Below are 13,919 nucleotides of genomic sequence, written 5' to 3'. Positions count from 1 at the left end.
CCTACAGCAATAGGATTGGTACTTTTAATTCCTTTCATCCTAAACTTCCCTTTCATACGGCATTCTATAAAATTGCCTTGTTCAGATTTTACGGTGTACCAGCTTCCTGTAGATTTATATACGAGTCCTGTCATTCAAATTTTAGATTTTAGATTTTAGATTTTAGATTGCTCTTAAAACTAAAAAATATTAAAAGGCAAAATTACGTTTTTAGAATTGAACAACGCAACTTCGCCTTTTAAAATTGAAGACATACTTTGAATTTGACTCGTCTACCAAACAACTTCGGCTAAAATATCATTCTCTTTGATTTTTCCTAACTGAATTGTTTTTAAAGCTTTGGTCGTTTTTCCAGCTTTAGTTGTATAAATTTCAACCATAACTGTTGCAGGACCATTTTCTGTTAGTTCGCTTTCTCCGAAATAATTGGTTTTGATTTTGTATTTTCCTTTTACAGCGTTTCGAATAAGGTATTGTTCAGGACCATAACCCTGAGTAAAATCTTTTGAAAAACTTGCTCCTGCTTCTGTGGTTTTATGCGCATAATAACATTCTTCTCCTGTTGGTTCAATAATATGTAAATCCAAATCCACATCCATCAAATTCCAGTTCATGATAATTCGAATATCAACCGGCATTTTTTGAAGGTACTTTTTATCTAATTTACCCGAATCCAAACCTGTATGCTCACTCATCAAACGATTAATATCCATCAGAATGATATCTTCAACACCTTCATATTGTCCACTCATTTCTCCATAATAATTTACTTCCAAAGCTTTTACCAATTGATCAAAAGCTTCCTGATATTTTCCTGCATCTTCAAGTGCCAAAGCGTAATCGCGTAAACTCTGAGGTTCATGCGCTCTCCATTTTGCAATTTGTTTTGCAGTAAATAAGGCATCATCAAAATCTTTCCACTGACGTAATGTGTAGGTCAAAGTTTTATAAAGCTGATGATTTTCTAAACCTAAATCGGCAATATTGCTTATTACCTGCAATGCCTTTTTAACATCGCCCTGATTGTAGAAAAAATGTGCCACATCAAAGTAAAAACCGGGGTTTCTCTCCTGTGATTTTCGCAATTCGAAATACAAGTCATATTGTTTTTCTTTTGGTGCCGATGCCAAAGCTTTTAAATACAATCTGTCCGGATTCCAGATTTTGTTTTCGTTTTGAATATCCACGTTTGTATATCCAGAATCAAGGTTGAGAGTATCAGTTACAGAATAATTACCCAAGTTTCTTTCACTTTCAGAAGAGATATGAACTCCTGCAACTTTACCTGCTAATGCTTGTGATAAATCTGCATTTTTTGAAATACTTTCAGCAGAAATAGATTGCACAGCACCTGTAATATTTGATTTTTTCATTGAAGCATAGCCCATCACCACTACTTCTTCTAATTTATCAGCTTCATGGTTACTTGGCGACGATGTATTATAAACATTGTTATCTTGCTCTACAACATTTGCTGAACCTGACCCGACTGGCTCAGAATTCGAAGGATAAACCATCGATTCTTTAACTGAACTTTCACTTCTCAATGGTGCTTTGCTTTTAGTTTTTCCCGATTTAGTTAAAACTTTCGGAGCCACATATTTAATATCTTCTTTCCACCATGCATTTAATCCTGCAAAATAGCTGTCTATATTTTCCCAGTTATTTTTTTGTTGGGCCAAATTACTGTCATGTTCGTGCTTTTTGATTCTGTCAAATTCGGCACGCAATTCTGCTGGCGGAACTATATCATACATAATATAATCCCGGATATCTTCTAAAACAATCAGCGAAGTATTTTTGGTTATTATACCATATTTCTTTCCTAAAATTTCAATTTCTTCAGCGTTTTTGGCATATTGCAAATCAAGGCTGGCGATTTTTTTCTGTGCCCAGAGTTTTTCAATATTGACATCATTAGTGCTTTGAACCGAAGCATCTAAAGTTATTCTTCTTTCTAAAACCGCTTCATTGTTATAACCAAACAAAAGCGTAATTTCATTTTTTGGATTCAGTGAAATACCTGAAAAACTAAAGCTTCTAGAAACCGAAGTTCCTTCCAATGGAAATAAGTCTGTCACAGTAAAATTTTCTTTTATTCCTAAAAACTTCAAATTATTGTTGACCAATTTATCCAGAGCACCTTCTACATTCAATTGATTCAGATTAATAAAATTGCCACCCGTTTGCATGGATGAAAAATTCAAAAAAGCAAAATCTGCAGAAGCCGAAGACGTAATCGTGTAAACCGGTTTTTTGGTTTTTGGCAAAAGATTCTCACTCAAAGAAGACAATCCGTCCGAGAAAAATAAATATTCATCGTGTCCGGTAAAATTAATTTGGGAGAAACGTGTTCCGCCATTATACTTTGTATTTTGCAAAACCGCCTTTAATTCGGCCCAATTCCCATCTGAAATCACATATTCTTTTTGTTTTTCAAACGTGTAATTCAAAAAGTATAACGTCACTTTTGTATTCTTAATCTTTTGAAAATAAGCATCCAGAAAATCCAGTTCTTTCTTCAAATCCCTTGTTTGGCAGCTCAATGAATTATCCCAAATCAAACCAATAGAACCCGATACTTTTGTAGGTATTTTATTTCCTTCAAGAAAAGTATTTCCATAAAAATAATGCTGACCTCCTACATTCTGCATCACGACGCTGGGTATATTTTCCTGAATCGGAATCTTGAAAAGCAGTTTCTCAGATGGCTGATAATTTTCCTTTTTTAATGAAGTCTGAAAAGATTGGTTCCAGTTGGAGAAAGCAATCACTTCCCCGGAATTTTCAGCAACAGTCGGTGAGGCCGAAGCTCCCAAAACCGAAACATTAATCTCAAATTTATCCAGTTTTTTGGGATAACGGCTTACCAATTGATACGCCAGATTATTTTTATCAAAGGCAGACAATTCTTCTTCATAACCAATAATGACGATTCGTTCTCCGTTTGGTATTAACGGATAAATTCGGGTTCTGAAATTATTCCCATCTACCTTTTCCAACAACCCCGGATCAACACGACGGTGCTCGATAGCTTCGAAAACCTGCTTTCCTTTATTTTTATTTACAGGAACCGCTTCTCGCACTTTTCCATTAATATCAATTGCATACCTCGAAACCGAAACGTTTTCCGGCAACGGAAAAATAAGTTCCGCTTCCATCTGACGGGTTCCCGAATTAAAAAAATGCATTTCGGCAGTTGTGTAGGCAATATTCCCTACGACTTTTACATTCACAATCAACTGGCTCATTCTGACTTTTTCGGCCTCCTCGCCTTTAACTGTCAACTCAGGATTTTGTGCAAAAGTTTTTACTCCTAAAAAAAGCAAAAAGTAAAATATCAATTTCAGGTTCCCCTGAAAAATTTCCGGATTAAACGAACACATATTTGATTTCATGATACGAAAGTTAAGGTTGTATCTTTATATAGAGAGCAAAAAACATAAAAAGGTTGGAATAACATCAATTAATTTCATAAAAAAATCTCCAACCCTTGTTTTTAAAGGGATGGAGATTCTATTTTAAATATTCAAATCACATCTGTGAAATAACAAACATTAATAACAAGCTTTTAAAAAACTTAAATTAACTTATATCACTTATATGGTTTAGAAACATTATGCATTTAAAACTTTTTCCTGGTGACCAATACTTTCCTGGTGAATCGCTTTGAACATTTTCAAAACAAACTCTTCAGTAAGACCTTTTTTCTCACCTTCCAAAATCATTTTTCCTAAGATTTCATTCCAACGCGTGTTTTGAAGAATCGCAACGTTAGCGTCTCTTTTCACCTGACCAATTTCATCGGCTACTTTCATACGTTTTCCTAATAACTCTAATAAGTTAGCATCCAAAACGTCGATGTTTGCTCTTAATTTTGTCATTTTATTGCTGTACTCATCTGTAGTGTTATCTGTATTTCTTACTTTCAGGTCTTTGAAAATTTGTTTCAAAGCATCTGGAGTAACTTGTTGAGCAGCATCAGACCAGGCATTGTCCGGATCGGTATGCGTTTCGATAATCATACCATCGTAGTTCAAATCAAGAGCCTCTTGCGTTACTTCAAGAATCATTTTACGATCTCCTGTAATGTGAGATGGATCAATGATTAATGGTAAATCAGGGAATTTATTTTGCAATTCGATAGCAATCTGCCATTCCGGAATATTTCTGTATTTGGTTTTTTCGTAAGTAGAGAAACCTCTGTGAATAACTCCTAATTTCTCTATTCCAGCCATGTGTAAACGTTCAACACCACCTAACCATAAAGCTAAATCCGGGTTAACAGGATTTTTAACCAAAACAATTTTATCGGTTCCTTTCAAAGTATCAGCAATTTCCTGAACTGCAAAAGGGTTTGCAGTTGTACGGGCTCCAACCCATAAAACGTCAATATCATGTTCTAAAGCCAGTTTACAATGTGCTGCAGTTGCAACCTCAGTTCCCATTAATAAACCAGTTTCTTTTTTAGCTTTTTGCAACCATTTTAAACCAATTTCTCCAACACCTTCAAATCCTCCCGGACGCGTTCTTGGTTTCCAGATTCCTGCTCTGAATACACTTACATCAGAGTTTTTCAACTCATGAGCAATTTTTAATACTTGCTCTTCCGTTTCTGCACTACAAGGTCCTGCTATCACAAGTGGGTGATTTAAATTGAAATCATCTAACCACTTTCTCATTTGTTTGTTATTTTCCATCTTAATTTTAGTTTTTACTTTTTAATTGTTAATCCGTTTAATATCTCTTTTATTTTATTCGTGCTTTCCATTTCTTCAAAAATGGCAGTGTAATTTTCTTCTTTCAACAAATCCCTAAACCGACTTAGATTCGAAATATATTCATCCAATGTTTCAATAACATGTTCTTTATTCTGCTTAAAAATCGGCGTCCACATCGCGGGTGAACTTTTTGCTAAACGAACCGTGCTTTCAAATCCACTTCCTGCCATGTCAAAAATATCCTGTTCGTCTTTTTCCTTGTTCATTACCGTTTTTCCGAGCATAAAGGAACTGATATGCGACAAATGTGAAACGTAGGCAATATGTTTGTCGTGCGAAGTCGGATCCATATATCGAATCCTCATTCCAATTTCGCTAAAAAGCTTCAAAGCCTTTTCCTGCAATTTAAAAGTGGTTTTTTCTACTTCACAAATGATGTTCGTTTTTCCCTGAAACAATCCTTTTATCGCTGCCGAAGGCCCTGAAAACTCCGTTCCTGCTATCGGATGAGTTGCAATAAAATTTCTCCTTTTCAGATGGCTCGCTACTGCATCACAAATTGGCTTTTTAGTCGAACCTACCTCAAAAACAATGGTTTGATCTCCAACAGCATCCAGCACTTTTGGCAAAACAACTAACGCTACATCAACCGGAACCGAAACAATTACAAAATCGGCCTGAGCCAAATCTTCAAAGTTCCCTGCCTGATCGATAACGCCCAAATCAATCGCTTCCTGCAAATGGCTTTCGTTCTTATCGATTCCAAAAATAGTAGCATCCGGATGTTTTTCTTTGATGTCCAGCACCATTGAACCCCCTATCAGCCCTATTCCTATTACGTATACTTTCATAATTCTTTTTATTAGAAGCTAATTCCTGCTATCCGTTGCAATCTTTTCTGCCGAACCCCGGCAAAAAAGGATTTCCACTTCTATCAGGGCTAGGGCTTCTCGTTTTATTAAGACGCTTAGTCATTGCGAGGAACGAAGCAAAACACTAACAATTGACTCAGCAGCTGAGATGGCACCCGTTCCTCGCAATGACATCTAAAACCTATCTATCGCCTCTTGTACTTTTTCTTCTTTCACACACAACGAGAATCTGATATATCCTTCACCATTGCTACCAAAAATAGTTCCCGGTGTAATGAAAATATGTTTCTCGTATAATATTTCGTCAATGAACTTCTCTGATGATTCGATTCCTTCCGGCAATTTTGCCCAGACAAAAAGCCCGACTCCTGCTGCATAAACTTCGCAGCCTAATTTTTCTGCTAATTTTTCTGTTAACTCTCTACGGCGTCTATAAATTTTGTTTTGGTCTTCAAACCAGGATTTATCACAATTCAAAGCGGCAACTGCACCTTTCTGAATTCCGTAAAACATACCGCTGTCCATGTTGCTTTTTACTTTCAGGACGGCGTCAATAATTTCAGGACTTCCTAAAACCATTCCAACTCTCCAGCCTGCCATGTTGAACGTTTTGCTTAATGAATTTAATTCTAAAGCCACTTCTTTCGCTCCTTCAACCTGCAATAAACTCATTGGATTATCATTCAAAACAAAACTATACGGATTATCGTTAACCAATAATATGTTGTGTTTTTTAGCAAAAGCAACCAATTTTTCAAATAATGCTAAACTTCCTCTGGCTCCTGTTGGCATGTGCGGATATCCCAGCCACATAATTTTCACTTTCGAAAGATCCAGTTTTTCCAATGCTTCAAAATCAGGCTCCCATGAATTCGCTTCTTTCAAATCATAATAAACCGGAACTGCCCCTACCAAATTAGTTACCGAAGTATAAGTTGGATAACCAGGATTCGGAATCAAAACATGATCGCCTTCATTTAAAAATGCCAGCGAAATGTGCATAATTCCTTCTTTCGAACCCATCAAAGGCAAAATTTCATTATTCGGATTCAACTCAACCCCAAACTGATTCTGATAAAAATCTGCCATCCCTTTTCTCAACTCCGGCAATCCCTGATAGCTCTGATAACCATGTCCGTTTTCATCCAAAATTGCAGAAGCTACCGCTTCAATAACGGCTTTAGACGGACTCAAATCAGGGCTGCCGATTCCCATATTGATGATCGGTTTTCCTTCAGACATTAGCTGACGAACTTCTCTCAATTTTGATGAGAAGTAATATTCTTCAACTGTATCTAATCTTTTTGCTGTTGTAATCATGATTTTTGTTTTTTGCTTTAGGCTGTAATCCGTAAGCTTTATGCTTTTTTTTAAACTTTTAAACTAAGGACTAATTACCAGGCACTAATTACGTAATTAAGGCTTCGTGTTTTTATATTCTCCCAAGACCTTAAAATATTCTGCCATAATATTCAATAACGATTTTGCTTTCGAATAATCTTCATAATTTTCGAATGTCACATCTACGAAAAACGAATATTTCCAGGGCGTTTCAATTTTTGGAAGCGACTGGATTTTGGTCAGATTCAGTTTGCAGTCGCTCATTACATTTAGAACTGCTGCTAAACTTCCTCTTTTATGATCCAGTTCAAATTTGATCGAAGCTCTGTTGATTTCGCTTTCGGGCAAAAATGAATTTTGTTTTTTAATAATCACAAAACGGGTCATGTTATTTTTGATCGTTTGAATTTCCGGTGCCAGAATCTCCAAATCATACATTTCACATGCCGTTCTGCTCCCAATCGCTGCAATACCGGTTAATTGATCTTGCTCAATTCTTCTAGCAGTTTCAGCTGTATCCTTATCTTCAACCAATTTGATATTTGGATACTGTTTCAGGAAATCCATACATTGCAATAATGCCATCGGATGCGAATGAACTTCTTTAATATCTTCAATCTTCTGACCTTTCAAAGCCATTAAATTCTGGTGGATACTTAAATAATGTTCTCCAATGATGTGCAAATTATTCTTGTCAATCAAAGCATAATTCGGAATGATTGGTCCCGCGATCGAATTTTCAATCGCCATAACCGCCTGATCCGTTTTTCCGGAAAGCAGGCTGTCAATTAATTCATCAAAAGATAAACATTCGTCAATTTCAACATTTTCAGGAAAATACTCTTTCACTACCTGATGATGAAAAGATCCTTTGATACCTTGTATTGCAATTTTTGTTGTCATATAGTCAAAAAAAAATCCTGATTTTCATCAGGATTGTATATTAGTTTTATTTGTCTTTTAATTTTCTCAAATAACCATAGCACAATCCTAACTTCTACTAAAGAAGAAATAAAAGTTGTTGCTAAAATAAAAACGGTTATGTGCCATTTTGTTTGTGTTATTTTTTTAATTCTGTGCGAATGTATAAATTATTTTAACTGTACCAAAAAAATTATTGCATTTTATGAAACAAAAAAGGATTTCTTAACAAATTAAACTGGTTTTGTATGATATTTTAATAAATCAGGCTTAAAATGAGATTTATAGAATTGGTTTCAGGTAGATTAGATGACTCTTTGTAGATTACTCAATATTGTCATTTCAACGAAGGAGAAATCGCATGTGTAATTCGACAAAGATTGGCAACTTAGTGACGGAGCTACGAGTGTGATTTCTCCTTCGTCGAAATGACAAAAAAGGTAATTGAAACGAGAATAATTTTTAGCCCCGATGGGAGTGGAAATCCTTTTGTGCCGGGGTTCGGCACAAAAGATTGTAACGTACAGCGGGAATAGCTCCTGACTAAAACAATCCTGAAACCGGATTATTCTTAATTCCGATTTTAGAATAATCAAAACCCATTTTTTCCTTCAATAATGATGCATAAACGCTTCTAAAATCAATTTGGTGTTTTAAATCACCATTGTCTAAGTCGGCTAAATTTGGATTATTTCCTAAAATGGTTCCTTTATTATTGCCTCCAATTACAAACATAGGCGCTGCAGTTCCGTGATCAGTTCCGCTGCCGTTGTCTTTTACGCGTCTTCCAAATTCTGAAAACACCACAATGGTTACGTTTTGAAGCAATTGTGCCTTTTTTAAATCATTATAAAAACTAAATAATGCATCATTTAATTCTGTCAATTTTCTTTCATGGATAGAAAGCTGATTATCGTGCGTATCGAAACCGCCAAGCGATGTGTAATAGACTTTCGAATTTAAATTACCTTTTACCAATCGTGCAATCCATTCCAGATTTTTGGACAATCCTGTTTTAGGATAACTAATCTCTGTTTTCGATTGTTTCAGCGCATTCTGAATATCATCAGATCCTTCGATAACCGAATTGGCAATTTTGCGTACAAAATCCAATTGTGGATTGTCGGATAATTTTTCATTTCCCTTATTTGATTTTACTTTAAATCGATCCGGATCTTTTACCGTGATTGAATTAGGTTCCATTCCTTTTAAAGCCAGATTATCTATCGAATCTAAATTGATTGCGGCCGTTGGCTGATGATCATGACATTGCAAATCCAGATAGCGTCCGAGCCATCCCTGATTGATATATTTATCAGAATCTGCCGCCGTTTGCCAAATTTCCTGACTGCGGAAATGGGAACGTACAGGTTCCGGATAACCTACATTCTGGATTACAGACAAATCTCCGTTTTGCTGCATCTGGGCAAAATCTTTTAATGCGGGATGAAATGCGATTCCTTTGTTTTTACCTACAACGGTATCTTTGTTCAGGGCAATTTTGGTTCTGAAATCATAATATAAAGGATCATCGTATGGAATAAAAGTATTCAATCCATCATTTCCTCCATTGAGCTGAATAAAGACCAGACATTGTTCTCCAATAACCAGATTATTCTGTTCACCAAAAGCATGCAAAAAACTTGGAAGCACCAGCATTCCTCCGGTAAATGTGCCTGTTAACGTTAAAAAATTTCTTCTGTTCATAATGATAAATTTTAGATCAACTGATATTCGGGCAACTTGGTGATATAATTAAACAAACGAACAACTCCATAATTGGCATTAGGATTTTTAGGATCAAAATCATATTTGAGTAAATTTTCCATGTCTTTCTGCATCGATTCATTTACAGTAAATAATAATCTGTTGGATAATTCCGAAATAATGGTTTTGTTGTTTCCGTTGGAATCAAAATCAATTTTAACTATTTTTTTTTCCGGCTCCTTTTTTGGCCTTGAGTTTTCTTCAGTCATTGCAGACTGCACTTTCTTCGAAAGACTTCGTCCGTTGCAAAGCAAATCTGCAGTAGTATTACGTTGCAGGTATACCTGCGAAGTCAGCCATGAATTTCCGCCATCCCAGCCTTTCACATTGAGCTGATTGTACAAATCCATTCCTTGCTGTTTTAGGAAGGCAACAATCATTGCTTCATCATAATCTTTCAATTGCAGTTCGTTAATAAGCTGTGAAATATAAACCAAAGGATCTTTTATTTTATTGCCCGAAGTATCTTTAGCGTATTCTTCGGTAAAAATTTTAGTAAGTAATGGTGCAATTTCAAAATTTATTTTTCTGAAATAATCGCCATAATAAACAACCAGTTCTTCTGAGGGATTATCATAAAGAAACCATTTCAGTATTTTTCGGGTAATGAGATAGGGAATGTTTTTTTGTTCGAAAATGATATCAACCAAATCATCAGCTTTCCAGTTTCCGGTTTTTCCGAAATAGGTTTTATTGCTGTTATCTTCTAAATTTTTTCTGTAAACCGCACCTTCATCACCATAATTTAATCCTGCCAGAGCGCGTGCCCCGTTTTTGATATCTTCTTCGGTATAATTCCCAATTCCGATAGTGAATAATTCCAGTAATTCACGGCTTAGGTTTTCGTTGAATTTGCCTTTTTTATTATCGACATTGTCCAAATACTTGACCATTGCATTCGATTTTACGATTTGTCTGGTCAGTTCCCTGAAGTTTCCAAAAGCATTCTCACGCAAAATCATATTGTGCTGGTAAATCCAGTAATTGATTTTCACCTTTTGTGAAGTGGCAACAAAATGATTGTGCCAGAAAACAACCATTTTTTCCCGCAATGGAAATTCATCGGTCTGCATTTTTGCAATCCACCATTTTTTGAGTTCGGCAGTAGTTTGGTTTTCTTTTTTCTGGATTTTCTTTTTCTCTTCCGGATCGAGATCTTTAATACGTTGACGTGATTCCTTATATTCCGCAAGGGTTTTAGGATCATCATTTAAAAAAGCAGGTACATCTTTATCGAACTTTGCATAATACGATCGCTTTAGAAATTTTTCTAATCCAATTTTTTCAATTTTATCGGCTTCCTTTCCGGAAAAGCCCAATCGTAATGACCAAAGATTGCTTTTTTTCATAACGCACGAATTATTTAAGAATAAGACTTTTGTTTTTGGAAAAGGTTTAATTTACTTAGGTTCTAAAGCTAAAATTCTTAGTTATAAGGTATTGATTATAATTTAACGAAGACTTCTTTTCAATATTGTCATTCTAAGGAACGAGGAATCTTCACAAGAAACTACGCATCAATAGGTTAAGAGATTTTTTAGCAAAAAATACATTATAAAAATAAGAAGAATCTTTTCTTTATTTGTAATTTGCACATAATTGTAATTCATTCTTATGCAATCAGCAGAAGGTTATCATAGCTATTACATATACATTATAACAAATAAATCGAAGACAGTTTTTTATACTGGAGTAACCAACAATTTAAAAATTCGTTTAAATCAACATAAAGAAAACATTACTGGTAAAAATAAAAGTTTCGCTTCAAAATATAACGTTGAATTTTTATTGTACTATGAAAAGTTTACTTGGATTCAGGAAGCAATTAGTCGTGAAAAAGAGATAAAAGGCTGGAGTAGAAATAAAAAATTAGAGTTAATCAAAACTATTAATCCAGATTTGGATTTTTTGAATAATTTGTTTGATTGAAATACTATCTTCAGAGTTTATTGATACTTGCGGAGCTTACAGTTATTAATACTAAAATAATTTTCCTATCAGTTTTGTCATCCTGACGGAGGAAGGATCTTCACAAGAAACTCTACAATACTAATCATCAATCTTTGTCGAGTTTCTTGCGAAGATTCCTCGTTCCTCGGAATGACAAAGATTGTGGATAAAACTTAATTGATAAAAAAATTATACTGACAACAACTGTTTTATAATATTTAAATTATTCAATTCCTGCCTTTTAGCAATTCAGGAAATATATCAGTAATAGTAGCTTCTTTGCAGTTATTAATCCTAACAATTTTTCTCACAGTTTTGTCATCCTGACGGAGGAAGGATCTTCGCAAGAAACTCTACAATACTAATCATCAATCTTTGTCGAGTTTCTTGCGAAGATTCCTCGTTCCTCGGAATGACAAACTCTGAACATAAATTTATTATAAAACCGAATATTTAGCCCCGATTGCAGTGGAAATCCTTTTTATTTTTTCTTTAAAAATAAAAAGATTACTTCACATTATATTCATTTCAATCGGAGTTCAGTGAACTTTGTTTGCAACGAAAAGCGGGAAATAGCTCCTAAAAAACAAAAGCAGCTATCATTACAATAACTGCTTTCTATAACTAAGAATAAATCTTACTCTTTACTCTATCATCTTTTCTCTAAAAAAAATTAAGACCCACACATCTCACAATCCTCAGGACCTGCAGCTTGTGCTTTTAACAACATCGCTTTGTATTCCTCAACATTGATTTCTTCAGTTTCTGCCACTAAAGTTGGTGTCTCTTCTTTTTTATCGTTGTTTAATGTAAATTTAATCGCATCAACTGCTGATTTTGTTCTTAGGTAATACATACCAGTTTTCAATCCTGACTGCCAGGCATAGAAGTGCATTGACGTTAGTTTAGAGTAGTTGGCATCCTGCATGAACAAGTTCAGTGATTGCGATTGGTCAATAAAATAACCTCTCTGACGTGACATATCGATAATGTCTTTCATCGACATTTCCCAAACTGTTTTGTATAATTCTTTCAGGTCTTGCGGAATCACATCAATGTTTTGAACTGATCCGTTATGACGCATGATTTCCTGTTTCAATGTTTCGTTCCACAATCCTCTGTCTACTAAATCATGCAGTAAATGTTTGTTTACTACGATAAATTCTCCGGACAATACACGACGTGTGTAAATGTTTGATGTATAAGGCTCGAAAGCTTCATTGTTTCCTAAAATTTGTGAAGTCGAAGCAGTTGGCATTGGAGCAACCAATAATGAGTTACGAACTCCGTGCTCTACCACTTCTTTTCTTAAGGATGCCCAGTCCCAACGACCAGATAATTCTTCATCTTTCATTCCCCACATATTGTATTGGAATTCTCCCTTGGACATTGGAGAACCTTCAAATGTAGAATATGGACCTTCTTCTTTTGCCATTTCCATAGAAGCGGTTACGGCTGCAAAGTATAAGGTTTCGAAAATTTCCTGGTTCAAAGCTTTTGCTTCATCACTTGTAAACGGTAAACGCAACATGATAAAAGCATCTGCCAGACCTTGTACTCCTAATCCTACCGGACGGTGACGCAAGTTAGAGTTTTCAGCTTCTTTTACCGGGTAATAGTTTCTGTCAATTACCTTGTTCAGGTTACGGGTTACACGTTTGGTAACATTATAAAGTGCATCGTGATCGAATTTTCCGTTTTCAATAAACATTGGCAACGAAATAGAAGCTAAGTTACAAACCGCAATTTCATCTTTAGACGTATACTCCATAATCTCCGTACACAAGTTAGAAGAACGAATTGTTCCTAAATTCTTGTGGTTTGATTTACGGTTTGCCGCATCTTTGTACAACATATATGGTGTTCCGGTTTCGATTTGTGATTCCAGGATTTTTTCCCATAATTCACGAGCACGGATTGTTTTTCTGCCTTTTCCTCTAAATTCATAATCCGTGTACATGGCTTCGAATTCTTCTCCGTAAACATCATATAATCCAGGACATTCGTTCGGGCACATTAAAGTCCATGTTGTATCTTCCTGAACACGTTTCATGAATAAATCGGATGTCCACATGGCAAAGAATAAATCCCTTGCACGCATTTCTTCTTTTCCTGTATTTTTCTTTAAATCCAAAAAGTCAAAGATATCAGCATGCCAGGTTTCGATGTAAATCGCAAAACTTCCTTTACGTTTTCCGCCACCCTGATCAACGTAACGAGCCGTGTCATTGAATACTCTCAACATCGGCACGATTCCGTTTGAAGTTCCGTTTGTACCACGAATGTAAGATCCTGTCGCACGAACGTTATGAATAGAAAGACCAATTCCTCCCGCTGATTGCGAGAT

General features: G+C 35.4%; 9 protein-coding genes and 1 pseudogene. 1 reads left to right on the top strand and 9 read right to left on the bottom strand.

The genetic code is table 11. From position 1 onward, the window contains the following. The 8 genes and pseudogenes from ABI657_RS17145 to ABI657_RS17110 form a co-directional block, all read right to left on the bottom strand. A pseudogene (locus ABI657_RS17145) lies at positions 1-134 on the bottom strand (ribosome small subunit-dependent GTPase A); the annotation flags it as partial. Between the two features lie 138 nt (positions 135-272). Then, positions 273-3,398, bottom strand: coding sequence for a VIT domain-containing protein (locus ABI657_RS17140; RefSeq protein ID WP_348098489.1), 3,126 nt, complete (start codon positions 3,396-3,398; stop codon positions 273-275). A 219-nt stretch (positions 3,399-3,617) separates the two neighbouring features. Then, positions 3,618-4,700, bottom strand: a complete 1,083-nt coding sequence (locus ABI657_RS17135) for a bifunctional 3-deoxy-7-phosphoheptulonate synthase/chorismate mutase type II (RefSeq protein ID WP_348098488.1) — start codon at positions 4,698-4,700, stop codon at positions 3,618-3,620. Between the two features lie 14 nt (positions 4,701-4,714). After that, entirely contained in the window at positions 4,715-5,572 is an 858-nt protein-coding gene (locus ABI657_RS17130; RefSeq protein WP_348098487.1) for a prephenate dehydrogenase, read from the bottom strand. A 195-nt stretch (positions 5,573-5,767) separates the two neighbouring features. Then, entirely contained in the window at positions 5,768-6,913 is a 1,146-nt protein-coding gene (locus tag ABI657_RS17125; RefSeq protein ID WP_348098486.1) for an aminotransferase class I/II-fold pyridoxal phosphate-dependent enzyme, read from the bottom strand. Positions 6,914-7,009: 96 nt separating this feature from the next. Next, positions 7,010-7,837, bottom strand: coding sequence for a prephenate dehydratase (locus tag ABI657_RS17120; RefSeq protein WP_348098485.1), 828 nt, complete (start codon positions 7,835-7,837; stop codon positions 7,010-7,012). Positions 7,838-8,398: 561 nt separating this feature from the next. Continuing rightward, positions 8,399-9,562, bottom strand: a complete 1,164-nt coding sequence (locus tag ABI657_RS17115; RefSeq protein WP_348098484.1) for a DUF1501 domain-containing protein — start codon at positions 9,560-9,562, stop codon at positions 8,399-8,401. Between the two features lie 11 nt (positions 9,563-9,573). After that, on the bottom strand, positions 9,574-10,971 hold the full coding sequence (locus tag ABI657_RS17110) for a DUF1800 domain-containing protein (protein ID WP_348098483.1): 1,398 nt from the start codon (positions 10,969-10,971) through the stop codon (positions 9,574-9,576). A 265-nt stretch (positions 10,972-11,236) separates the two neighbouring features. Between ABI657_RS17110 and ABI657_RS17105 the strand changes: the two genes are divergently transcribed. Next, complete coding sequence (locus ABI657_RS17105; protein ID WP_348098482.1) at positions 11,237-11,551, top strand: GIY-YIG nuclease family protein; 315 nt, start codon at positions 11,237-11,239, stop codon at positions 11,549-11,551. A gap of 694 nt (positions 11,552-12,245) precedes the next feature. On the opposite strand, the gene ABI657_RS17100 is transcribed toward ABI657_RS17105, so the two are convergent. Then, positions 12,246-13,919 (bottom strand): ribonucleoside-diphosphate reductase subunit alpha (locus tag ABI657_RS17100; RefSeq protein ID WP_348098481.1); only part of this gene is annotated, 1,674 nt, incomplete at its 5' end.

It is taken from the genome of Flavobacterium sp. (assembly GCF_039930565.1).
Classification (GTDB): domain Bacteria; phylum Bacteroidota; class Bacteroidia; order Flavobacteriales; family Flavobacteriaceae; genus Flavobacterium.
Note: the sequence above shows the minus strand (reverse complement) of the source record. Positions and strands in the feature narration are given on the sequence as shown.